Source organism: Candidatus Lernaella stagnicola, from assembly GCA_030765525.1.
In the GTDB taxonomy this organism is placed as follows: Bacteria; Lernaellota; Lernaellaia; order Lernaellales; family Lernaellaceae; genus Lernaella; species Lernaella stagnicola.
This window is the reverse complement of the sequence record JAVCCK010000042.1, coordinates 206,129-228,796: the sequence shown is the minus strand read 5'-3', so window position 1 is coordinate 228,796 and position 22,668 is coordinate 206,129. Positions and strand designations below refer to the sequence as shown.

At 57.3% G+C, this 22,668-nt stretch carries 18 protein-coding genes and 1 tRNA gene; 6 read left to right on the top strand and 13 right to left on the bottom strand.

The window, feature by feature from the left end:
• The 3 genes from P9L99_20545 to P9L99_20535 all read right to left on the bottom strand — a co-directional run.
• On the bottom strand, nt 1-483 hold a 483-nt coding region (locus P9L99_20545), incomplete at its 3' end, for a sulfite exporter TauE/SafE family protein (protein ID MDP8225761.1).
• Between the two features lie 15 nt (nt 484-498).
• On the bottom strand, nt 499-891 hold the full coding sequence (locus tag P9L99_20540) for a rhodanese-like domain-containing protein (protein ID MDP8225760.1): 393 nt from the start codon (nt 889-891) through the stop codon (nt 499-501).
• A gap of 278 nt (nt 892-1,169) precedes the next feature.
• On the bottom strand, nt 1,170-1,805 hold the full coding sequence (locus P9L99_20535) for a DUF1566 domain-containing protein (protein MDP8225759.1): 636 nt from the start codon (nt 1,803-1,805) through the stop codon (nt 1,170-1,172).
• Nucleotides 1,806-2,236: 431 nt separating this feature from the next.
• On the opposite strand from P9L99_20535, the gene P9L99_20530 reads away from it, so the two are divergent.
• On the top strand, nt 2,237-2,824 hold the full coding sequence (locus P9L99_20530) for a DUF1566 domain-containing protein (protein MDP8225758.1): 588 nt from the start codon (nt 2,237-2,239) through the stop codon (nt 2,822-2,824).
• 192 nt (nt 2,825-3,016) lie between these two features.
• Here P9L99_20530 and P9L99_20525 read toward each other — a convergent pair whose 3' ends face one another.
• Nucleotides 3,017-4,234, bottom strand: a complete 1,218-nt coding sequence (locus tag P9L99_20525) for a hypothetical protein (protein ID MDP8225757.1) — start codon at nt 4,232-4,234, stop codon at nt 3,017-3,019.
• Nucleotides 4,235-4,340: 106 nt separating this feature from the next.
• Nucleotides 4,341-5,354 (bottom strand): endonuclease/exonuclease/phosphatase family protein, encoded by a 1,014-nt coding sequence (locus tag P9L99_20520; protein MDP8225756.1) that lies wholly within the window; start codon nt 5,352-5,354, stop codon nt 4,341-4,343.
• A gap of 345 nt (nt 5,355-5,699) precedes the next feature.
• Here P9L99_20520 and P9L99_20515 point away from each other — a divergent pair, with 345 nt between their 5' ends.
• Nucleotides 5,700-8,399 (top strand): NPCBM/NEW2 domain-containing protein, encoded by a 2,700-nt coding sequence (locus P9L99_20515; protein ID MDP8225755.1) that lies wholly within the window; start codon nt 5,700-5,702, stop codon nt 8,397-8,399.
• Nucleotides 8,400-8,548: 149 nt separating this feature from the next.
• Here the strand turns inward: P9L99_20515 and P9L99_20510 are convergent, their stop codons facing one another.
• The 4 genes from P9L99_20510 to P9L99_20495 all read right to left on the bottom strand — a co-directional run bounded on the left by P9L99_20510 (nt 8,549) and on the right by P9L99_20495 (nt 12,592).
• Nucleotides 8,549-9,949, bottom strand: coding sequence for a hypothetical protein (locus P9L99_20510; protein MDP8225754.1), 1,401 nt, complete (start codon nt 9,947-9,949; stop codon nt 8,549-8,551).
• A gap of 367 nt (nt 9,950-10,316) precedes the next feature.
• Nucleotides 10,317-10,772, bottom strand: a complete 456-nt coding sequence (locus P9L99_20505; GenBank protein MDP8225753.1) for a hypothetical protein — start codon at nt 10,770-10,772, stop codon at nt 10,317-10,319.
• A gap of 1 nt (nt 10,773) precedes the next feature.
• Nucleotides 10,774-11,883, bottom strand: coding sequence for a pyridoxal-phosphate dependent enzyme (locus P9L99_20500; protein MDP8225752.1), 1,110 nt, complete (start codon nt 11,881-11,883; stop codon nt 10,774-10,776).
• Nucleotides 11,876-12,592: a PHP domain-containing protein gene (locus P9L99_20495; protein MDP8225751.1), complete on the bottom strand. Its 717-nt coding sequence runs from the start codon at nt 12,590-12,592 to the stop codon at nt 11,876-11,878. The genes P9L99_20500 and P9L99_20495 overlap by 8 nt, the downstream gene beginning before the upstream one ends.
• Before the next feature lie 129 nt (nt 12,593-12,721).
• On the opposite strand from P9L99_20495, the gene P9L99_20490 reads away from it, so the two are divergent.
• Together P9L99_20490 and P9L99_20485 are read left to right on the top strand one after the other, a co-directional pair.
• Nucleotides 12,722-12,797, top strand: a tRNA-Phe gene (locus P9L99_20490).
• Nucleotides 12,798-13,175: 378 nt separating this feature from the next.
• Entirely contained in the window at nt 13,176-14,753 is a 1,578-nt protein-coding gene (locus P9L99_20485; GenBank protein MDP8225750.1) for a beta-galactosidase, read from the top strand.
• A gap of 108 nt (nt 14,754-14,861) precedes the next feature.
• On the opposite strand, the gene P9L99_20480 is transcribed toward P9L99_20485, so the two are convergent.
• Nucleotides 14,862-17,030 carry a hypothetical protein gene (locus P9L99_20480; GenBank protein ID MDP8225749.1) on the bottom strand — a complete coding sequence of 723 codons (2,169 nt, stop codon included), beginning with the start codon at nt 17,028-17,030 and terminating at the stop codon, nt 14,862-14,864.
• A 256-nt stretch (nt 17,031-17,286) separates the two neighbouring features.
• Here P9L99_20480 and deoC point away from each other — a divergent pair, with 256 nt between their 5' ends.
• Nucleotides 17,287-18,021: a deoxyribose-phosphate aldolase gene (gene deoC, locus P9L99_20475; protein MDP8225748.1), complete on the top strand. Its 735-nt coding sequence runs from the start codon at nt 17,287-17,289 to the stop codon at nt 18,019-18,021.
• Nucleotides 18,022-18,024: 3 nt separating this feature from the next.
• Here the strand turns inward: deoC and P9L99_20470 are convergent, their stop codons facing one another.
• Complete coding sequence (locus tag P9L99_20470; protein MDP8225747.1) at nt 18,025-18,786, bottom strand: DUF169 domain-containing protein; 762 nt, start codon at nt 18,784-18,786, stop codon at nt 18,025-18,027.
• A 111-nt stretch (nt 18,787-18,897) separates the two neighbouring features.
• Here P9L99_20470 and P9L99_20465 point away from each other — a divergent pair, with 111 nt between their 5' ends.
• Nucleotides 18,898-19,689 carry a dihydropteroate synthase gene (locus tag P9L99_20465; protein ID MDP8225746.1) on the top strand — a complete coding sequence of 264 codons (792 nt, stop codon included), beginning with the start codon at nt 18,898-18,900 and terminating at the stop codon, nt 19,687-19,689.
• Here the strand turns inward: P9L99_20465 and P9L99_20460 are convergent, their stop codons facing one another.
• Together P9L99_20460 and P9L99_20455 are read right to left on the bottom strand one after the other, a co-directional pair.
• Nucleotides 19,690-20,964: a hypothetical protein gene (locus tag P9L99_20460; GenBank protein ID MDP8225745.1), complete on the bottom strand. Its 1,275-nt coding sequence runs from the start codon at nt 20,962-20,964 to the stop codon at nt 19,690-19,692.
• A 79-nt stretch (nt 20,965-21,043) separates the two neighbouring features.
• Nucleotides 21,044-22,651 (bottom strand): family 1 glycosylhydrolase, encoded by a 1,608-nt coding sequence (locus P9L99_20455; protein ID MDP8225744.1) that lies wholly within the window; start codon nt 22,649-22,651, stop codon nt 21,044-21,046.
• Nucleotides 22,652-22,668 lie beyond the last annotated feature (17 nt).

The following is a 22,668-nucleotide window of genomic DNA, read 5'->3' as shown; positions in this document are numbered from 1 at the left end:
CATCCCCGCAAAAAAGCCTGTAGCCATTGCAAGGGGCACAGCCAACCACAGATTTATGACAAAAAGCTCCTTGCCTGATTTTAAATTCCAGTATCCCCGCCTCGGATTCGGCTTCTTTTTGTTTTCCTCTACTGTGAAAAACATTGCTGTCCCTGCAAGGGCCAATAAAATCGAAAAAACGATTTTCAATTCTCTGCCGCTGAAAAGGTGAGCCAGAAAACCGCCAGTAAAAGCCATGCTCGCCGTTAAAGCGGCGAGAAACAATGCAAGCGGCACTGAGAGGGCTTTTCCCTTTTTAAAAATAAGCGTTGCTGCCGCCGCTGTTGTAAAGAGTACGAACTGGCCCGTTGTCGCTGCCTCGTGCATGGGTAACCCCGCGAGCACAAGAGTAAGGACATAGAAGTTGCCGCCGCCCCGCCCGGTCATAGTCATTAAAACGGCTAAAGCGAAAAATATAAGAGAGACTCCGGCAATTTTCAGCATGGGGACTTCCTTATCTCAGGACCTTTTTTTCGTCTCTATATGCTTTAGCACCCTTCCGGGTAATAATAGGTTCGTGATGGCGTCGTAACCACCGAGGGCGATGTGTACATTCTCGTATCCCTTCGAGCATAGGTATGCGTACACGATGGCCGACCTAGTGCCCGCACTGCAAAATATGCCGACCGTCCTGTCGCGGGGGATCTCACCAATGCGGTCGGGTATCTCGTCGATCGGGATTTGCTGCACCTCTATATGATGTTCGAGCCTCAATTGAACAGACTCCACCTCGGGGACGCCACGCACATCCAAAAAGATTGCTTCCCCCATTGTAAGCAGTTTTTCCATCTCGATTTTATGCTTTCCTGCTCCAAAAAACTCAAAAGTCATGGTCTGCAAAACGTGATCCATAAAGACTTTCCCCTTTCCATCGCGTGGAATCGTGCATAAAACGGTTCGCGAGGCGAGACGCCCATTCACCATAACGGCGCGAGCGACGGATCGTCCGCCAGTCGCCTGGGTCGGGCCGCGCTCACCTCCAACGCACGCCGATCTCGGCGACCGGCTCCCGAAGCTTTTTCAGCGAATGCCGTGGGCGGAGAAGGCGAAGCCTCCGGAGCCCAGAGCAACTTGGCGGACTCTCACAATGGGTGGTACCGTAACTGGAGGCTGGTCACAACCATGGTCGGCTAACGAACACATCGCACATCGGCGATGGTCCAAACGTCTCTGTTTTGGACGACGGCGCCATTGAAATCGACGTACCACGCATAATTGATTTGGTCCGCGACCGGCGAAGACGACCAATGCCACACGCCGCTGCCGGCAAGCTTCTCCGGCCAATAGCGGCCGTCCGGGCCCGGACCCCAATAGTAGTCGCATCCGCGGCATGAAGTGTTCCGGCAGTCCCAATTCAGGCAGGAATCCGTCACGTTACAGTTGCCGCCGGTTACCGTGGCGTCGCATCCCCGAACCAAGCTGCGAAGCTCCGAAAGACTAGGCAGCCGCCAATCGCTGTAGCCGCCCCAAGTCAGGTCATCGCAATGGTCCTTTGCATCTTCCCAGTCATAGCAGCAGTCAGAATCGTTCTGCCACATCAGACCGGATAACGAATCTGTACAAACGTCACCAATACACGTGAAATCGCCGGAGGGATTCTCAGCCGATGAGTCGTCATCACCTGCTGAATCATCGTTGTCATCATCGCTATCATCCTTGCCTTCGTCGTCGTCATCGTCGTCGTCAAGGCAGGAAAGAACGGCGCTCATGGTCACGAGAAAAGTCAGAAGCGCAAACCAAACAAATACCCATGTCGACCGTTTCATTCTGGACCTCCGTTGATCTGATGCACTGCATTGTTCGCACGATAGCAGCGACAAAAACACAGTCTTTATAAGACACTACAAGTCATTATACAGCACCGCAAGTGTTCGTGAAATCGCTGGAACTCGTTCACTGTCTTTGTGGAAGATAAAAGACTCGCAAAGCAGAAAGAGCTTAGGTCTGCTCCCTGGAACTCCGGCATGGCGTCGCCGGAAATACGCGGAAATACCGGAAATTCGGTTTGGTGTCCCCAAGGGTACGTGATACGATGCCATAAACAAACGCTACTTCGAATATATTGTGCGATGGGTACGTTGGCCCCGTGCACAACATTATCGATTTTGAAGAAGCCCTGATCGTTATATCGGAACCGGAGGACAATATCGATTTGACCGTTCGTTGCGACCACAACTAATTCTACGGGGAGAAAGACATGAAACCCTTGAACTGGCTTGCGCTCCTTTTGCTCCTTTGCCTCTTTGCCGCTTTTGCTGTCGTGGCCTGCGGTGACGACGATGACGACGATGATGACGATTCGGGTGACGATGCTGACAAAGAACGCGGCTTAAAATGCACCGATGACGTTTGCACCGATGGCGAGTCGGGCCTGACGTGGCAAAATGGTTCGGATTGCTGTCACCAATGGGCGGATGCAAAAACGTACTGCCAGGATCTCGTATTGGGTGACTACGACGACTGGCGCCTGCCTACGATCTCGGAGCTGCGGAGCCTGCTCCGGGGCTGCGCCCTAACGGAGACGGACGGCTCCTGCGGAGTGACGGACTCCTGTTTGAGTTTCGACCCTTGCCGGGACGACTCGTGCGACGGCTGTTCCGAAAACGGGGGCGAGGGGCCCGGCGGACTCTATTGGCCGCCGGAGTTGAACGGCGAGTGCTGCTGGTACTGGTCGTCCTCGGCGGTTGAGGGCGGCGATGTCACTGCCTGGTACATCTACTTCGACTACGGCTACGTCTTTTACGCCAACGTATACACCGAAAACTTCGTGCGGTGTGTTCGCTAGCTGGTGAGGCTCGGTTAACCTGCTCCCGGTCACGGCGCCAATTGGATTTTTGTCCGACAGCCTGTGACCGGGATTCCAGGACTCCGCCCCTCCGCCCGCATCAACTTGGCGGACTCGCACAATGAGTGGTACCGAAACTGGGGGCAGGTCGGTTCTACGAACGTCGGCGGAAAGAATACGGCGATGTGCCGGTCAGGGAACGATGTTCAATAGGAGATCTGCCGCCAGAATAGCGGAGCGCATCGCCATGACGAGCAGTTCGTTCGGCGGTACGGCCGGCTCGGCCAGCAGCGCGTCGGCCCAGATGTCGAACTGATCGTCCTCGACCATTCCGGCCAGACGAAAAACGGAAATGCGGCGAATCCCCGCCGCCTTAGCCGCCGCAACGTCCGCGGCAAGCAGATCGGGCGAAGCGTAGCCCGGCCCGTGCGAGGTATCGCCGACAATGCCCAGCGCGATTTCCGCCGCCGGCCCGAACAGCGCATAGGCCTGACGAGAATAGGCATAAGGAAAGTAGGGGCCTAAGGGAAAGCCCAGGTCTTCCGTGTATGCCGTCGTATAAGGGGTGAACGAGTAGATATCCCACGAACTTCCAGACAAAAGTACGTTGGCAACGTCCTGGAGATCCGGGTCGCCGTCCCCCAGGTCGTCGATAATGAAAGGATACGTGGTCACCTGGGCCAAATAGCCGCCGTCGTGCAATTCCTCGACGAAATCCGCCATCACCGCCTGGTTCTGGGCTAGCAGAGCCAGATCGCGATTGCCCTGCAGGATATCGAGTATCGCCAACCAATCTCCTTGCTCGAAATACTCGCGAATCAGGGCAATCTCCACCGCGCCCAATTCGCTGTTGATCACCACGGTGTCGACCACGTCCGCCACTGATTCCACGAAGGCCAAGGTATCGCGCGCGTTTTGCAGAAATGCGTCGAGATTATCCTCGTTGGCCCAAGAGCCGTCGTTGCCGTTGAGCAGCGGCCACAAACGTATCGTTACTCCCGATTCCGCTGCGGCCAGGAGCAGTTCCTCCAATTCCTCGGAACCGATATCCCCGGGAGTAGTGTTGAGGTAAAGCACGAACCCGCGTTCCGCGAAAGCAGGCAGCATCTCGGTCACATCCGCAGTATTCATGCCGATGCTCTTGATCGAGTATTCATAGTCGACCGAATCGTCATTGTCGTCGTCGTCATTATCGTCGTCGTCATCATCGTCGTCGTCATCGTCGTTGTCATCGTCATCGTCGTCATTATCGTCGTCGTTGTCGTCGTCATTATCGTCGTCGTCATTGTTGTCATCGTCGTCATCATCATCGATGGGCGACGTGTCGTTTTCGTCATCATCATCGCCGGAAGGACATCCCATGACGGCGAGGGCCAACAGAACAACGAGTAACAAGGTAACGTTTCGCATCGAGAACCTCCGTGTTTCCGGGCGGCATTCTAACAGATAATGGGCAAACATGGTGTTGGGTGTCCCTCGAGTCCGCCGGTTTCTAGGAGGGAGGTTCTGGGCGCATTCACTCCGGCCAGGTGAACAGGGCGAAGACCGGGAAATGGTCGGAGGGGTAGCGGCCGTCTTGGTTGTAGTGCGAGACCTCCGCCGCCGTGGGAGTCAAGTGGTCGGAGTGCAGCACCCAATCGATGCGCGTCGTGCCGGTAGGCACGCCGGTGAAGCTGTGGAACGTCCCTTCGTCGGGCAAAGCGAGCGCCACCCAGGGATCGAGCAAGTTGCCGCTTGAGCCTTGGTAGGATGTCTCGCCCGTCAGGATTTGATACCCCACGTCACCGACGCCTTCATTGAAATCCCCGGTCACGACCACCGGCTCATCGCCGGCGATTTCCGCGATTTTGTCAGCCAACAGCGCCGCCGAACGCTCGTGCACCTCGTCTCCATGGTACGTGTCGAAGTGTGTGTTGAACACAAACAGCGTGCGACCGGTGGCGAGGCTTTCCAGCGCAGCCCAGGTGACGATGCGCGGGCACAACTGGCCGGCGCTGAAGGTGCTGCCGACCACGTCCGGCGTGTCCGAGAGCCAGAAGGTGCTTTGGTCGAGCAGCGCGAATTTGTCGGTGCGGTAAAACACGGCTGAGTATTCGTCGGGAATCACGCGGCGCGAGCGGCCGACCCAGGCGTAGCCGGGCACGTTTTCCGAAACGAAGTTGAGTTGGAAGATCAGCGCTTCTTGCACGCCCATCAGGTCGGGCATCTGCGAGGCGATAAAATCGACGACCATTTGCCGGCGGTGGTTCCAGGCGTTTTCGCCGTCCGGGGACAAACCGGTGCGTAGGTTGAAACTCATCGCCTGGAGCGCCTCGGGCCCGGCGGTGTCGTTGTCGTCGTCGTCGTCATCATTATCGTCGTCGTTATCGTCGTCGTCGTCATTATCGTCGTCGTCGTCATTATCGTCGTCGTTGTCGTCATTATCGTCGTCATCATCGATGGCCGACGTGTCGTCATCGTCATCGCCGGAAGGGCATCCCATGAAGGCGAGGGCCAACAGGACAACGAGTAACAAGGCAACTTTTCGCATCGAAAACCTCCGTATTTCCAGGCGGCATTCTAGCAGATAAGGGGCGGGCGTGTTTTTGGATTCACAGCGACCGGCGTCTTCGCCGCCTCCGCGAGCTTCACATAAAACCATTGTGCGACGATACCTAGTCCTTGCACGGCTATACCCGGAAATTACTGGAAAAGTGATTAAAAATCGACTTATGCGCCGCCATTCTATCGAAACACTCCGAGAGAAAATCCACCCATCGTAACGGGATCATTCGAGAATTGTTCTTGAAGGTTCAGATGAATATTGTTTATAATCCAATAATTATCGCAGTGTTGCAGATGCCCTTAAACCATTTGAAAGTCGGAAAAAGCCTCCATGAAAAAGGTTTTATGCTCATATTGGCCTCTATTTCTGGCTTCTATCTTTCTCCTGGTTGGCACTCTCCCCGAAGTTTGTTCACCATTCGTTGATGTCAACGATTCGAATTTACACCAGATTTCAGCGACAACTGCTGCTGAAAGGATAATCAATTTTCAGAATCCGATCGATTTTTTCATGCCGGAATGGGCTTGTGGATTTCCATTGTTTGGGCACTACCAGTTCCTTCCTCAGTTGGTACTAGCTGTCCTTTACCTGATTACGCTTAAGCTCTTTTCCATTTCAACGCTGTACCATGTACTCGTCGCTTTGCTCCTCTCTGCCACCCCCTGGGTATACTATTATTCGTCGCGCCTATTCGGCTTTTCGCGCATTGCGTCACTTTTTGCCGGAGTCTTATCTCTCACAGTTTTTTCAATCAGCGGTTTCGGCCACGAATTGAACGCCTATCTCGCGTTTGGAACCGGTTTATTCACTCAACTTTTCGGGATGGTCGTTTTTCCATTGGCGTTGGGATTTTCCTGGCGGTGGGCTAGAGGCGAGTATTCAAAGTTAACCCTACCTCTGATGATTCTGATCGCGATGACTGTATCGCATGTGTTTCTAGTCTATCTGTTTGCCATCAACATTGCATTATGGTGGGCAGTCGGCCTATTAGGGTCCAGAGTATCAAGTGCGAAAAAACTGATCGCTCTCGCTGTCTCATCTGTGGCCGCAACAGCCTTTTTTCTCCTGCCAATGGTTTTAAATTCGCCCTATCATGCGAGTAGCCGTTTCGAGCCGTTATCGAAAATTAACGGCAACGGTCTGCAATGGGTATTGGAAAACTTGGTCCATGGCAATCTCTTTGATAGCGGGCGATTGCCACTTCTGACCGGCCTCGTTCTTATTGGTTTAGTGATTTCCATTCGAAAAGGCGCACCACACATTGCGATAGCAATCTCCTTTACTCTGAGCCTGCTGTTGTTCGCGGGGCGCACAACCTGGGGCAGTCTTCTTGATTTTCTGCCAATGGCTAAAGATCTGCATTTTGAACGCTTCATCCTTGGGATGCATTATTTTGGCGTTGTTCTTTCAGGGATAGCTCTGTCCTGGTTGTGGAGTAAATTTCAAAACTACTCAGTCAGAAAACGACGGTTGAGTTATTTGGTTGTATTAATAGGCGTGCTCGGCCTTTTCTACGCTCCCTTTACCTACTTCATCGAAAATCGAAAATTCGTAGAAACAGCAACAATAAGATTTAAGGCTGAGGCGGAAAACTCAAGCAGATTACTCAACTCCGTTTTGCTGGTGAACCCCAATCGAATCTATGCAGGTCCTCGAAACGGATGGGGAACGAAGTTCCCGCTCAACGGAGCACCCGCGTATTTCAGCATTCCCATCGGCGGCATGTCTGTCATTGGACATTTGCCTTTTGGTTGGTCGTTGCCCGGTGATTTTACCTTGACGTTCGATCCATTTCGGTGGGAAGAGCTTGATCTTTATGCTGTGTCACATATCTTTTCCTGGCGTGACGATTCCTATTGGGGCCTGTCGCCACTTTTGTCGAAGGAAAATCGAGCCGTCTACTCGACACCCGCCGGCGGATCGATGTTTCGGGTCGTCGATACGCCGATACTTCTCAAAGCAAACAAGTACACCTATTGGGACAGCACTTACGAGTGGCTGAAAAGCCCTCTACCGAAGCGGGGCCAGTTTATTCAAGTAGCATTTGATTCCCCGCCGAAAAAGAGCTTTGCTTTGACCATAGAAGCCGTTAGTCGCCTTCATCAAAAAATCGTTTTTCTTAATGCGCACGGAAAGCATAATCGAGTTAGGCGACCCATTTATGGAAAGCCGATTCTTGCCGATTTATTCTCACAGGAATTTTCAAAGGGGAGTGTGCTTGATGAGAGCGTTGGTGAGACGTCGCGAGTGACTGTTTACGCTCAACAACCTTCCGCAGTTCTTTTCAAGAAGTCTTTTCATCCTTTTTGGCGAGCTAGAGTCGATGGAAAAGCAATTAAGCCATTTATGGTTTCCCCCGGCTTCCTTGCAGTCGAAGTTTCAGAGGGAGAGCATGTTGTCGAGTTCTATTATCGACCCCCATGGTGGAAATGGGCGCTCTTCATGCTTCTTCCACTCAGCGTCATAGTAACCTGCATTCGAGATCGCCGATGGATGCGTCATGGAAAAGATGCAAACAGCACAAAGGATATGGCCAGGGTCTCGAAAATCCCCTTGTATTTCTTCGTGTTGGCTATCCCCGCTGCCCTTATCATGGCGAAAACCGTTTTTGATCGTTCAACAACAATCGACCGGCTCCCTCCCGTTGGTGAAAGACTTAGACGTAACGAGCCCACAAAACAGGTAGAACGCATCTATTCCGGTCAAATACCCTTTGATTCCGGTCTTACCGTCACAACGAATAAGCAATGGGTGAAAATCTTTCGGCTTCACAAACGATATGAGTCATTCGAAGCCTGGGTATCGGCGGTGCCGATCGGTTCTTGTGAAGAAATGGGTAGCGTCAAATTTGAAATCTTTGCAGACAACAAACGTATTTCTCGTCCCATGATTATAGATAAAACGACGTTTCCGAAGTATGTTTGTGTTCCTCTCAACTCGGCTGAAATGCTGGAACTTCGGGCGACGCCCTTAAGACCAACAAATTCTTGTTTCTACAAAATTACTTGGGCCGAGGGGGCACTTCGATGAATCTGGATCGGCATGAATTTCTCATACTGACCATCCTTTTTAGTTGCAAATAATAACGCCGATGTTGTCAGGGGGCAGGCCATTACCGGCCCTGGCGATTAAAAAAAGCGGCGCCTTGCCGGCGCCGCCTTCCTCAAAACAGATGTGATCTAAAAGGGCCACCAGTCTGAGTCTTCGTTCTCCTCATCCCATTCATCCTCGCCATACGGCGTCGAAAAGATGGACTGATCATTGCCCTGATACACCGTGTCTTCGTCCTTGGCGGCCGTATAATCGCTCTGGTGGTAGACCAGTGACAGATTGTAGGACCAGGCATAGGGACTCGATGCCGTCCCGTTTTTCAGTTCCCGTTTCGCACAGAAGTAAATGGTTTTGTTTCCCGCAGTCACCGGGTAACGGCGTTGCGACGAAAAGGGCATCATGACATAGGAGGACGTGTCCGTGTAAGAAGAGGACGCGAGATTAATCATCGCGGTTCCCGATGTCGCGGCGCATGTGTCGGAGCTAGTCAACAGGGAGTAGAAAATTCCCCCGAAATAATTATTCCATGTGCCGTACCCGGTAAGGCTCGCCTCGATGTACCCGTCATCGGGCGCCGTAATGGTCGCGCTGGCGATAACCGCATAAGCGTCAGATGTGACCTGCGGGCCGGCGTGGTTTTTGACAAAAGTGCTTCCGGCCGGAATCGCGGGCCCGGTGGGCCCCGACGGGCCGACTGGTCCGGATGGACCCTGTACACCAGCGGGCCCCGCAGGTCCCGAAGGTCCCTGTGCGCCCGCAGGCCCCGAGGGTCCCTGTGTGCCCGCAGGTCCGGAGGGTCCCATCTCGCCCGCAGGCCCCGAGGGTCCCTGTGCGCCCGCAGGTCCGGAGGGTCGCCCCGAGGGTCCCTGTGTGCCCGCAGGTCCGGAGGGTCCCATCTCACCCGCAGGCCCCGAGGGTCCCTGTGCGCCCGCGGGTCCGGAGGGTCCCATCTCACCCGCAGGTCCGGAGGGTCCCATCTCGCCCGCAGGCCCCGTGGGCCCCGCAGGCCCTTCAGGACCGGTCTCCCCCTGCAGGATGGTCACTTCCTTGCTGGCCAGGGGCGGATTGCCGGTATCCACCGACAAAACGTAATCGCCGGGCGTCAAATCCAACGGCAACCAGCCTTTCAGTTCTGTGGCAGTGGAGGCGGGATCGATCTCCAACTCCCAGCTTTGCTTATTAGGCACCGAGGCCAGTGTGACAATGGTGGTATCGGTCAAGAGGTGGCTGCCCGAAACCAACAAAGCGTTTCCGAAAAAGTTGTCGGCATGGCCCGGTGCCCCGTCTGGGGAGCCGTCGCCGTTTACGGTGAGGATCTCGGGGGGGCTTTCGCTGGTGTCGTCATCATCGTCGTCATCGTCGTCATCGTCGGTGTTGTCATCGTCGGCGTTGTCATCGTCGGTGTTGTCATCATCGGTGTTGTCATCATCGGCCGAATCGTTATTGTCCCCGCCGCCCCCGCAGGCCGGCAGGCCAAGCATCAGAAGGAAGGAAACGAGAAATACCATCACAAATATAGTTCTTTTCATAACAACCTCCCCTAAAATTTCAAACGACGTTCCCCATTTCAAGCTGCGATTTCGGCTCTCCAGGCACACCGCCCAGAAAAAGCCACTCTTCGTGTAGCCGGTTTCGCCAAAATCTTTATTGCGATGGTTTATAATACCCCTGTATAGTACCAGATTCAACTATTTCCCCAACAAAGGTCGCATTTAAACGAACCTGTTTCCAGACCCTCTAAGATTTCGGGAAAATTACGCGGTGCAATATCGTCGTCGGCTGATCCGTTTAAATGTCCAAACGAAGACATCCTTCAGGCTTTCACTATTTAGCGGAGATATTTCGCTGCTGCGATTGACGAAGCGGGCGCAAACGGAAGAGGAAACGAAGCGCCGGCTACTTATTCAGTTCCTTGCGCACGGTTTCGACCGCGACCAGCAGCGTTTGCACCACCGCCTTGAACGAGGGGAAATCCACCGGCTGCTCACCGGCGAAGGTGTAACTGAGGCGCACTTCGGTGCTCTGCGGGTCCCACTCAAGTTTGCCGACGGTGATTTGATAATTCAGCCTGGCCAGAGTTTGAAACTTCGCAAGTTGCGCGGCGGGGATTTTCGCCACGTCGAGAACGGCGAGATACACAACGCGCTGTTCGGGCATCGCGCGGACCAAAAAGCTTTCCGGCTTCGTACCGCGAAAACCGAGCTTGAATGTGCGTTCACCGCCGGACGCGGTTTTCGCCTGAACCTGCAATTGCTTCAGAAGATTGTCGAGCTGGGCGGGCGTAGTGCCCGCGGCCCACGCCATCGTGGCAAGCAGCACGAGGGCGAGGGTCAGGGAAGCTATTTTTCTCATCTCACAACTCCGGGTCGTAGAGGGGTTCGGTGAAATACCGCTGCAGCATCGGCGGCAGGCTCTCGGGCGCCACGCCCTCGGTCCAGCGGTCGAGGGGCAGGCCGTTTTTCGTGTGCCAAAAGAGGATCGGCGCCTGGCGATCAGGGCAGCTGTACAGATACGCGAGCAGGCCGGCGAAGGCTTTGCCCGTGTAGGTCGGGTCCAGATCGATGCCGTCGGTGTCGCGGGCGAGGAAGATCGCTTCTTTTCCTGCCGCGGTGGGACGCCCGTATTCGCCGCCGAAAAAGTCGTCGAGCAAATCGATGTCGCGGGTGCTGAAATGCATCGCCGGAAAGGTGGAGTCGATGTGCCGCAAATAGGAGGCGACCAGGTTCGCGTGGGTCGCCACGACCAGTTTGTTGGTCACGATTTTCGGCACGATGCGCACGCCGATCACGCGCACGTTCGACCCGGCGGCCCGCAGACCGACCAGTAGACCCGCGTGCGTGCCGCAAGAACCGGTGGCGACGAAAATGCGGCTGGGTTCGGGCATGTCGCCGGCTTTTATTTGCGCGGCCAATTCCAAGCCCGCTTCGACAAAGCCCACGTTGCCGATACGGCTGCTGCCGCCGAAATACATGAAGTAGGGGGGCGTGCCGGTCTCATGCGCGACGCGGCGCGAGTGAAGCATCATTTTCACCGCGGCCTCGGCCTCGTTTCTCGACAGCAGATAAATCGGGTTGCAGCTGTGGTCGACCAGGATGTTTTCCCGCACGTAGCTCAGCACCGGTTGCGGCACGACGGCCAGCACCGGTTGATAGCCGAGCCGGCAGCAGAAAAGGCTCGTGGCGGCGGCGTGGTTGGATCCCACGCTGCCCATCGTCATGATCTGCTTCGCGCCGCAGCGGGCGGCATCGGCAAAGATGAACTCGAATTTCCGCGGCTTGTTGCCCGAATAGAGATCGGAATCCAGATCGTCCCGCTTGATCCAAACCTCGGCCCCGAGCCGCGCGGAGAATTTCTCGCAACGCTCTACAGGCGTGGGCAGATTGGCCAGTTGCTGCCACGGCAAGCGGTCGGCCAGGGCGGGAAAACGACGAAACAACCAACGACGGTCACGGGATTCACTCACGATGCGCCGGTCCTTTCAACGCGGCAAAGCCAAGCAAATCCCGCACTATGCGGGGGATCTGCCGCGTGACGATCACAATACGTGCGAAATTTACCAGATTCTCCAACATCGTGGACCGCCGATGCAAGACCGGACGCGCCGCGGCCAATTTCGCCAGGAAATCCGCCGGCCCCTCGAAGTCCTCCATTTGCAGGTAAGCGCGGCCCAGATCGCCGGGCACGTGCGCGTCGGAACCGGCTGTCAACGGCTTGCCGAAACGCGCCGCGTATTCCACCGCGCGGGCGTCGGCCGACGCCGACTCGACTCGGGCGTTGAGGCCTTCGACCGCGTCGCACAGTTCCAGGGCGCGCCAGAGGGCGGGTGGGCGCAGTCTCACCGGCGCGGAGCGGGCGAAGATATGCGGCAATACGACCAGTCCGCCGTGGTCGTGGATGAAATCGACGGTCCATTCGACGGACCGGCCCGCGGGGGGCGCTTCATCGACGAAATAGGCGAGCACCTCGCCGTCGCGGGTGTTGATCTCCACGCCCGGAATCAAGCGCACGGGGGAATCGATCTCCCGCAAGCGGTGATAGCCGTCGAGAGTGTTGTGGTCGGTGACGATCACGGCGTCGAGCCCGGCGGATTCGGCGTCGCGCAGGTATTGGTCAAACAGCGTCAGAGCGTCCCAGGAAGCGGCACTGTGACTATGGCAATCGATGCGAATCATAACCGCAGCATCATACACGAGACGGCGTAATTGTGGGGCGTTAACCGAGCTTTTTTTGCTCGCGAAACCCCCGTTGGATTGGTCTTGACCCCTATCTGGCGATTGGGTACACTCCGCGAGTTCTCACGTGGTCGGGTAGCTCAGTTGGTAGAGCAGCGGACTGAAAATCCGCGTGTCGACGGTTCAACTCCGCCCCCGACCACCACGAAAGCCACGCCTCCGGGCGTGGCTTTTTTTGTCCTCACCCAGCCCCAAGCTGAGCCTGGACCGGGCAAGGTCCGGCAAGGCTGAGCTTTGACTCAAAACCGCGTGCATCCGGCGACGTCACTGCCACCGCAACCGCTCCCGTTGGTCGCTCGGCGCGCCCCAGGCAGTGCTTGGGCTTACAACTGACGAGGAGACCGTTGACGACGACGTCGTCGATGACGACACTACCGATAGCGACACGACCGACGGCGACGATGACGACGACGGTGATGGCTGCGGCTGCCGATTCTCTGGGGCGGCTACGGTCGCCCCTCCACCTCATGTCACGACTTGCCAGAATGTGTATTCTAGGAACGTCAACTTTGGAGGCTACAAAATGAAATTGAATAGGTTCTCCCAATTATTGTTATTGATCATGATGGCTTTGCTCGCCATTGCCTTCAGCGGATGTGGCGACGCTGACGATGACGATAATGACGATCAACCCGATAGTGATGATGATGCCGTCGATGACGATACTGTGGATGATGACGACACCGGTGATGATGATACTATCGATGATGACTCAGGCGATGATGACTCGGGCGATGATGACTCAAGCGATGATGATACGGGGGATGACGATACCGGCGATGACGATACCGTGCTCCCCGATGCTTATGATGGGATGAATCCAAGCGGAAAAATGCTTGCAGAAATTCTTGGTGTTTCCAGTCATATGAGTCGCGGCACCGCCTATAGTTGGAAGCGTGAATTCGAAATCGAGAAATTGGTCGAAGCCAATATGACCATGGTGCGAACCGATTTCCATTGGTCAAACATCGAACCGGAAGACAATGTTTGGAATTTCGACGGACTCGACACGATGACCGATCTTTGTCTTGACGCCGGTTTGGAAGTTACCGCCATCTTTTTGAATAGCCCAGATTGGGCTACGCCTAGTGGATTGAACGACGATATCGATCCGGTGGAATACGCCGATTATACCGGTCATCTGGCGGAACATTATGGTGACCGTATCGACAATTACGAAGTCTGGAACGAGCAAAATACATCCCGTTTCTGGAAACCGGAACCCAACCCCGAACACTACGGCACGATACTAAAAGCGGCTTACACGGCGGTTCATGAAAACGATCCGGACGCGACGGTGATCTTTGGCGGTCTTTCCGGTTTTGAGATGAAACTGTTCCATGAGATGGGTGTCTGGAATTTCCTGTATCGCGTTTGGGAAGAACATAGCGACATTTGCGACTATTTTGATGCGATGTCTATTCACCCATATTCGTTTTTGCAGCAACCGTGCCCCGAGTTTGATTTGGATTTGGGTTTCTACCACTACCCGAGCATGTTGGTGATGGTGGAGCAGGTTCGCAATATCCTCAATATTATGGGGTGTCCGGATAAAGAGATTCAATTCACTGAAGTCGGGTGGCCCAGCCTGATTATCAACGATGATCGTCAAGCGGCTTACTTGGCCAGGAGTCTGCAATTTGCCATGAAAGCGGGAGTCGCTATCTATGATTGGTATACGTTCTGGGACGGCTCCGGTAGTGCTTCTTTGCCCACCGAAGATTATTTCGGTCTGTTTACTTATCCGGAGGACACGGAGGAGACCGATCCGAAACCTTCCTATATGGCCCTAATTGGCGCCAGCGAAATAGTTGGCGATGCCCACTATGCCGGCGATCTTGGCGAGGCTCTTGGGTGGGATAACGGCGACTATGCATATGTTTTGGCGAGTGACGCCGATCTCTGGACGGTGGCTCTGTGGCATGACGGTAGTATGATATTCCAGGAGACTCAGGTCACCATCCCGTTTCCTGATGATGTGGCAGCTCAGTGGGTGCTCTATGATCAGGATGGAGAACAGATCGACTCCGGAGAAACGGATGCCGGCGAGTTGGTTGTCACGATTTCCGGAGAAGTATGTTACCTGCAATTCGGACGCTAATGGTCCGTTTCGAATCTGAGCCAACCTTCGACACCGACGACGGAGGCGAATGAACGGGGCCGGCCCCTACGTGGTGCCTGGGGCTCGTAAAGGCGGCGAAGACGCCGGTCACTCTACGTCGCACGGCACGCCGGTATCCTGCCAGCCCAGGGCGGTGCCGGCGCCGGCGTCGATCAGCCCTTGCATGCGGCCGACCCAGTAAGTGACCGGGAAGCCCATGGCGGCGTACTGGACGGTAGCTTCACGGCCTCCGTAACTGCGGTAGAGCATGAAGGGGTCCATCTGCCATTGGAAGTCTCCGGGGACGCGGTACTGGACCGGCATGCCTTCGACGGCGCGTGCGAACTCGTCTTCGATCCACCCCTCGACAATGACGAGCCCGAACAAAGTGATATCTTCCAAGTACATGTCGCGGTCATCTTCGGATAGCTCCTCGATTTGGACGCCCGGCGGCGGGTCCTCACGCCAATCCACAGAATAGTTACGGCGCGGCTCGTTGCGATCTGTCACACCGTATTGGCCCGCGTTGGCCAGCATGTCGACGATGAAATCAAGGTAATCCTGCCGACCGGCGTCAACCTGGTCGTCGACCATGGTGCCGTACAGGATGCCGAAATAGCCGTCGTTGGCTTGTTCCAGGTCTTTGTGCCGCATTTCCTCGGCGATGGCTCCGGCGAGGTTGGTCCAGTATTCCGGGTAGATGCTTTTGTCGATGCGGTTCTGCATGTTCCACAGTGAGGGGTACAGCAGGCTGGGTCCGTAGTGGGGGCGGCACCATTTGGGCATGTAGAACGAGCCCATCAGGTTGATCACCTCCCAGTACTGCAACTCCTGCTGGAGACCTTCCACGAAATCCAGGTAGCGAGAATCGCCGGTCAGGTAGTGGGCGGCCAGCGCCCATTGCGTCATGAAAACGATTTCGCCGCCGTTGACCGTAGGCGCCATCAACCACGCCACCGGGACGACTCCCTGGCGCTGCATGCGTATGACCAATTGGGTGAAATCGAGCATGAAGCCCAGAAAGTCGGAGGCGTCAAAGTCGTACTCGGGATCGACTTCCATCGGCGGGCCGTCGGGACAAGTGTCGTCGAAGGCGTCCATGTAATCGGGGTTGGGCTGTTCCATGACGTAGGCGGTGATTTCGTCGACTTGCGTAATGTCGATGTCGTCGGGGTCCAGCAGCAGGCGGTCGGAACCCAGGTATGCCGCGACGGCCTCGACAATGATCGGATTGGACTGCAGGTTGCGGATTCGCATTTTCTTCATGCGATTGAGCGTGCAGGGGATCTCGGTTTGGATCACTTGCCGCAGGTGCTGTTCGCGCGGGCCTTGGTCCTCGAGCAGATCGTAGGCGAGCATGACGCCGGGTAAGCCGCGGACGTACATATCGCGAGAGGCGTCGCCCATCCACACGGGCGTCACGTCCCAGTGCTCGCCGCCGACTTCCACGCCTTCGGTGTAATACGCGGGCAGGCGCTCGAGCATCGCTTCGGAAAGCGGATAGCGGAAGTGCCAGTCGCCGGGTTCGTGGTACTCGGTGACGGCCATGCCGGCCAGTCCGATCGGATGGCTCGGCCCGCCTTCTTCCATCATGGCGAAGTGGCTGCGTATCAGCAGGCCGGGAATTTCGTTGGCTTCATATTGGAACGCCGTGGATTCGAAGTGGGCCAGCATGCGTTCATAGTCGGCGTCGGTGCCGGTCGAGGCGTAACGCGCGGCCGCGGCCAGCAGCGCCGTGCCGGTCCAACCCGCAGCATCGCCGTAGCCGTCGTATTCCTGGAAGTACTGTGGGTCGCTCCACGTTTCCTCGGGTGTGCCGGGAGGCATGGACTGCGTCATGATGAAGGCGGCGTGTTGGCCTTCCATGCGGTTGTACAGGTCGAAGTAGCGGTCGTAGTTGAATGTCTGTTCGACCCAGGGGTCGGGATCGACGACCCAATCCTTGCTGCCGCCGTCGTAGATGGCGCAGCGATGCACGGTCCCCGTTTGGCATTGCTCCTGGCGGTACACCGCGCAGGCGTCGACCGACGGAGGCAATGGCGACTCGTTCGGCGTCACGAATTTGCTGAAGGTGGGTAGGCCTTCGGGTGTCGTGTCGTCGTCATCGTCGTCGTCGTTATTGTCATCGTCGTTGTCGTTATCGTCATTGTCGTCGTCGTCATTATCGTCGTCATCGTCACCGACGTCGTCGTTGTCATCGTCGTCGTCACCGGCGCAGGCAAAGGCAAGCGAAATGACCAGCAACAACAAAAGGGCCATCCAAATGGAAGGTCGCATAATGTCCTCTTTCCACCGGTGTTACGGAGCCGGTGGCCGACTCTATTATGTGGGCGGAAGCGGGCTTGGGCAATGCTGGGAAAAAGGCGTCATCCGACACATTCGGATTGCATCAACACTGAACCGGCTTGCGGGCGGCGGCCGACGCGCCGGAGAAACAAAAACACAAAAGAACAGTTAATCGGTTCGTTGTCGAAACAGTTCTATGGTAAAATCCTCGCCACGCGACAGTGATGTTCGCAACAAGGGGGATACTGTGATTGACGTCAGTGCACTCGCGCCGCGCGAGGTTGCCGGTGTTTGCGACCATACCTTTCTAGACCGTCCCGAGTGTTTCCGTGCCGAGGCCGATCCCTTGATGGCTTACGACCGCGCCGTGGAAGAGTTTCTTGACGCCACCTTGGCGTTGGACCCAGCGCCGTATGCCGTTTGCGTGCGGCCGGAGGAAGTAGAACGCGTGGTGCGGCGCTTCCTGAATGCCGGGCGTAGCGACATCAAGGTTGCGGCGGTTGTGGGCTTTCCCTTGGGCGACCAGTATCGGCCCGGCATCAAGGGCGACGAAACCAAGTGGGTGCTCGACGCGGGCGCGTCGGAAGTGGACACAGTGTTGCGCTGGCGCAGCCTAATGGCGGGGCGCGAGGTGGAAGTCACAGCCGACCTGGCGGCGGTCGTCAAAGCTGCGACGCGTTTTGACGCGAAAGTGAAAGTCATCTTGGAAACCTGTCAACTCGATGAAGAGGCGATCGCCAAGGCCTGTAATCTATGTCGTTTGGCCGGGGTGAATTTCGTCAAGACGAGTACGGGATTCGGCAAAGGCGGAGCGACCGTCGCAGCGCTGAGGGTGATGCGCGCAAACTTCCCACGGGGCATCAAAATCTCGGGCGGCGTCAAGGCCGACAACCTTGGCGAATTGCTTGCGGCCGCGTTGGGACCGCAGGTCGAATCACTCGACCCCTTGCAGATACGTATCGGCGAAAGCTCGCTGCTGTAGACCCTACCAATCCACGTCGGAAGCCAATCGCTGCCATAACTTCCACGGCCAGCCGGAGGTCAGGTGAAAGGGGTAGTTGCCGCCCCAGGTCACGCCGCCGGAGCATAGGTAGGAAATGTTGAATCGCCCCGATAAATAGGGGATGACCAGCGAGTTGCGGCACACCGACATGCTGGCCAGCGCCCGGCTGATGAAGGCTTCGAACGCCGCCGACACGGCTTCGCTTTTGAACGCGAGGATCGTCGCTTTCTTGAAGCCGGGAATCTTATCCATCGCCGCCAGCGCGTTATTGAACGGTTTGATCAGTTTCGTGCGCCAGCTTCGATCTTCTTCCCGGAGGCGCTTGAGTGCGCTTTTGGCGATGCGATCCTCCTCCACGTAATCCCACGCCGCCATGTCCCACCCGACCATTTCCGCTAAGCGGCTTAAAATCTCGGGTGCGGCCTTCACGATGACCACGTCGGGCTCCCAGGACTCGGGAAAGTTGGCGAGCAAGGCGAGAAAAACTCCGGCGGTGCCCGGCGGCAGCGTCGGGGCGATGTCTTCCTCAAATTTCGACGAAGGTTCGACGAATCCGAGCACCGGCGGCACCCACCGGCAGGTGTGGATCGATTCGGCTGTCACGAAATGCGCCCTGCCATGCGCCGCCTGGTCCACGGCTTCGCAAAAGCTCACGCCGTGAAAAATCGGCGTGTCGGTCATCGTTTCCGGTAGTGAGTCCAGTACCTTGGCGCCGACCGGCGGTACCGGCAGATGGATTGCCATGACACCTCCTTGTCTGCGGCACGATAACGAAAGACGCGCGGCGAATAAAGAGCGGTTTACCTGCGGCGTCCCTCTGGCGTAAGGTGAATCGATCCAACAACGCGAGGTTCCATGATCCGCATTGCCGACGCTGTTTCCGTAACCGACAACGTGGTGGCGCGCGCTGTGGACAGTCGCGACACGATCATGATTCGATCGATCATACAGGAACAAATCGCCGCCGGCTGCGACTACTTGGACCTCCATGCCGGTTGGGACGGCAAGGCCGTTTCCCACATGGTGGATGATTTGGTGTGGCTCGTTTATCAGGCCTTGGAAGCCGGAAACGTAGGCTTGTGCCTGGACAATCCCAATCCGGAAGTGATCGCCCAGGTCGCGCCGCACGTGGCGGGTAAACGCAAACTGCTGATCAACTCGTCAACCGCCGGTCGCAAGCACTTGGGCGAGATGCTCGACCTGGCTTTGGAACACGACGCGGGGCTCATCGTGCTGGCCTCCGACGACAGCCATTTTTCACTCGACCCGCAAACCCGACTCGCCGTCTGCCGGAAGATCTACTTGCGCGCGATGGACGCCAAGCTGCCGCCCGAGCGTTTGTTTCTGGATGCCATCGCGATGCCCTTGGTCTCCTACCCGGAAAGCGGGCAGGTGATGTTCGAAGTGCTGCGAGCCATCAAGGACAAGTTCCCGCATACCAAGGCCTGCCTCGGGTTGTCCAATCTTTCCTTTGGGCGGCGGCACCGCCGCGCGATTCACCGCGCCTGCGCTGCGTTGGCGGTCTGGTACGGCGTGGACGCGATGATCATGGATTGCCGCGACAAGGAGTTGGCGCGGATCATCGAAGCGGCGACGCTGGTGGCGGGATTGGCGAATCCCGACGACGAGGGCACGCCGGCGGCCTGATTATTTTTCCGAAATCGCTTCGAGAGTGACGGGGCCGCGCAGATCGCGCGCCGTCAACACCCAGCGCGCCGTGCCATCCTCGAGGAAGGTCGCGTTGGTGCGCCGAATCTCGCCGGGCATTTTCACACTAACCCGCAACATCACCGGCCCCACGTGTTCGGGCACCTGCGTGCCGGCGGGTACCAGCGCGGGCAGCTTGAGGCGGAAGACGTACAGCCCGCCGTCGGTTCCGGCAAAGAGCATCGAACTACCCGTTTTATCCAGGCGCAGCGGCTTTTTGGTGCGCAGTGTGAGGACCAGCCGGCCTTTCTGGTCACGCGCCCGGCTCCAATCCCAGTCGCCGGCGATCGTGGGCAGCGTGCCGATGACCGTCAGCAGCAGGCTTTCCACGGCGCTGTCCACGCGGCTGTCGATGCGGTAGGCGACGGCCAGGCTCGAGCGGCGTCCGACCGTTGCGTCGAGTTCGAGACTCAGCAGATCGCCCCACTGACCCAGCACCGCCAGCACGTCGGGAATCGTCGGTTTGACGCCCTCGGTGAGTGTTGGGGCGGGCAGTGGCGGCGTTTCGTCGGCCGCCGGAGTGCGCGGCGCTTCGTCGCCGCAATCCACATGCGAGGTGGCCTTGGCCGTCAGACCGTTACGATACAGTTCGAGCACGTTGCTCTCCCACATCGGGTTGCCGCCGGTATCAACTTGCGGCGCGTCGCTGGCCACGACCTTGCCCGGTACGACCAGGCGCAGGCGGAAGCGGCCCTTGTAGTATTCTTCAATCAGGGCGCGGCGCGCCTCGGGCGATTGCTGTCCCAGGATGTCGTCGGCCACGCGATTCATGCTTTCGAAGGTGACGGGCGGCAGGGCCAGCGCGGTTTCGTATCGCGTCCCGCAACCCTCGCCGGTTGTGGCGAAGGCGAGGCGACCGTTTTTCAAGGTGACGTCCTGCTCGGCGTTTTCGGGCTGAACCCAAAAGCGGTTCAGGTCGCGCGGCGTGTCGAATGAGTAACGATAGCGAAGCACGAGGTGGTCGCCCTGCGTGAGAATCACGCGTTCGAGCAACTCCACGCCTTCGCGTTCGTAGAAAACCTTGTCCAGCCGATTGAGCACGGCAGCCTTTTCCCGCGTGAGGGTCGAGCCCATCGACGCGGCGCCGATGATCGCCGTTCGCTCGGGCATGCGCACCCATACAGTGACGAAGCCGCTGCCGTCGACCAGCACCTTCACTTCCGATTCCATGTCGAAGCAGCCGGTTGTCGCCAGCATGAGGGCGATTAGAGTCACGAGGATCGCGCAATGTCTTTGCATACCGGCAGGATAGCGGCGCGGACGGTTGCGAGCAAGACATACAGGTGGGCGGCGATCACTTCGCAATCGGGAACCGCGCAGCCAGGTCGGCGGGGACGCCACCGGCTTGGGCGATGGCGCTGAAAACCTCGACGGTCTCGCGCGCATGTCGTTGCTTTGTCGGGTCGTCGGGTTCAACGCGATAAAGCCCCAAGCGAATGCTCGTGCCGTGGTTCCATTCGTAGTTGTCCATGAAGGACCAATAGAAATAGCCGCGGGCGTCCACTCCATCCTCGACGGCGCGGGCCAGCCAACTGAGGTTTTCGACGACCAGGCGGATTTCGGTATCGATGTCTCCGCGCGGAACGTGTTGGCCGTTGTTTTCGGTGACGTAGATCGGCAGGCCGTAGGTTTCGGTCAGCCACATCGCCATGTCGTACAAGGCGCTGGGATCAACCAGGCTCATGTCGAGGCTCAGCGGGTTGAAGTTACTTAGTGGCGACACCCAGGGGATCAGCGGGAAGGGCAGACCCGCCAGTTTCACGACAACTTTGTAATTTAGGCCGAGCCAGTCCATGCGCCCGTCCAGGTCGTCGCGGTATTGCGATTCGCCGTCGAGGTTGGCGTCGAGTTCGCCTGAGCACGCGGCGTTGAGGAAGGCGGAGTTCCACAGGTAGAAGCCGTTTTCGGCGGCCGACACATCCCACGGGTTGTTCGGATCGAGCGGGCGAAAAGGGGCGATGGCGTACACGAGCCCGACGCTCGCCGCCTCGCCGTTGTTGTCGGCGTCGTAGACATCGGCGCTGTGCACGGCGTCGTACATGCGGGCGTGCGCCTCGATCATGGCCAGGAAGGCGGTCTTGAACGAGGCGTCGTCAACCAGACGCAGCGGCGGATTGGTACGCGTGGGAGTGGGCATGAGATAGCCCGAGAGCAACACCGCGAAGGGCTCGTTCTGCGTCGCCCACAGGTCGACTTCTGCGCCGAACTCACGCGCCGCGAAACCGGCGTACTTGGCGATTTCGGTAACGGCACGCTCCCGGTCCAGCCAGCCGCGGGCCGTGCAACGGCGAAAGTCCAGCGTGCAGCCGACCCCGTCGTGAAGCCACGTGGGCAGCGTGTAGTGGTGCAGGGTGACCAGTGGCGTGATGCCGCGCTCGCGCAGCGCCGCGAACACCGCGTGGTAGTGCGCCAGGGCGTCGGCGTCGGCGATTTCGCGCAGGGCTTCGGTTCCCTCCACGCCGACGGTCGATTGCGGGAAGATGCGGCTCCATTCCAGGCTCATGCGAAACGCGTTGCTGTGCAGTTCGTCACGGGCCAGATCGAAGTCGTCTTCGTAAAGCTCCCAGTGCCCGGGGCCGACGACAGCCGGGTCCTCACCGGCGACAAAGGAAAGGGGGTGTGCGACGGTTTGCGGATTCGTGACGAACTGATACCAATCCGACGCGGTGTCGGTGCAACTTGCCTCGTCGAGCGTCGGGCAGCCCATGTCGCATTGAAAACCGGCGGTCGCCGCCCCGAACAGAAACCCGGGCGGGAAGGGGAAGGCGATCTCGTCGTTGTCGTTATCGTCGTTATCGTCGTCGGAATCGGCTTCGGCGATCTCGTCGTCATCGTCGTCGCCGCACGCCGGAAAAATAAGAAAAACAGCAATACATAGCAAAATGGTAAAAAATGTTTTCATGGTTTTGTTATCCTTGC

Bases quoted from the DNA above. Each gene is read 5' to 3' on its own strand.
- P9L99_20540 (MDP8225760.1), bottom strand. From the start codon at position 891: ATGGATCACGTTTTGCAGACCATGACTTTTGAGTTTTTTGGAGCAGGA.
- P9L99_20535 (MDP8225759.1), bottom strand. From the start codon at position 1,805: ATGAAACGGTCGACATGGGTATTTGTTTGGTTTGCGCTTCTGACTTTT.
- P9L99_20530 (MDP8225758.1), top strand. From the start codon at position 2,237: ATGAAACCCTTGAACTGGCTTGCGCTCCTTTTGCTCCTTTGCCTCTTT.
- P9L99_20525 (MDP8225757.1), bottom strand. From the start codon at position 4,234: ATGCGAAACGTTACCTTGTTACTCGTTGTTCTGTTGGCCCTCGCCGTC.
- P9L99_20520 (MDP8225756.1), bottom strand. From the start codon at position 5,354: ATGCGAAAAGTTGCCTTGTTACTCGTTGTCCTGTTGGCCCTCGCCTTC.
- P9L99_20515 (MDP8225755.1), top strand. From the start codon at position 5,700: ATGAAAAAGGTTTTATGCTCATATTGGCCTCTATTTCTGGCTTCTATC.
- P9L99_20510 (MDP8225754.1), bottom strand. From the start codon at position 9,949: ATGAAAAGAACTATATTTGTGATGGTATTTCTCGTTTCCTTCCTTCTG.
- P9L99_20505 (MDP8225753.1), bottom strand. From the start codon at position 10,772: ATGAGAAAAATAGCTTCCCTGACCCTCGCCCTCGTGCTGCTTGCCACG.
- P9L99_20495 (MDP8225751.1), bottom strand. From the start codon at position 12,592: ATGATTCGCATCGATTGCCATAGTCACAGTGCCGCTTCCTGGGACGCT.
- P9L99_20485 (MDP8225750.1), top strand. From the start codon at position 13,176: ATGAAATTGAATAGGTTCTCCCAATTATTGTTATTGATCATGATGGCT.
- P9L99_20480 (MDP8225749.1), bottom strand. From the start codon at position 17,030: ATGCGACCTTCCATTTGGATGGCCCTTTTGTTGTTGCTGGTCATTTCG.
- P9L99_20470 (MDP8225747.1), bottom strand. From the start codon at position 18,786: ATGGCAATCCATCTGCCGGTACCGCCGGTCGGCGCCAAGGTACTGGAC.
- P9L99_20465 (MDP8225746.1), top strand. From the start codon at position 18,898: ATGATCCGCATTGCCGACGCTGTTTCCGTAACCGACAACGTGGTGGCG.
- P9L99_20455 (MDP8225744.1), bottom strand. From the start codon at position 22,651: ATGAAAACATTTTTTACCATTTTGCTATGTATTGCTGTTTTTCTTATT.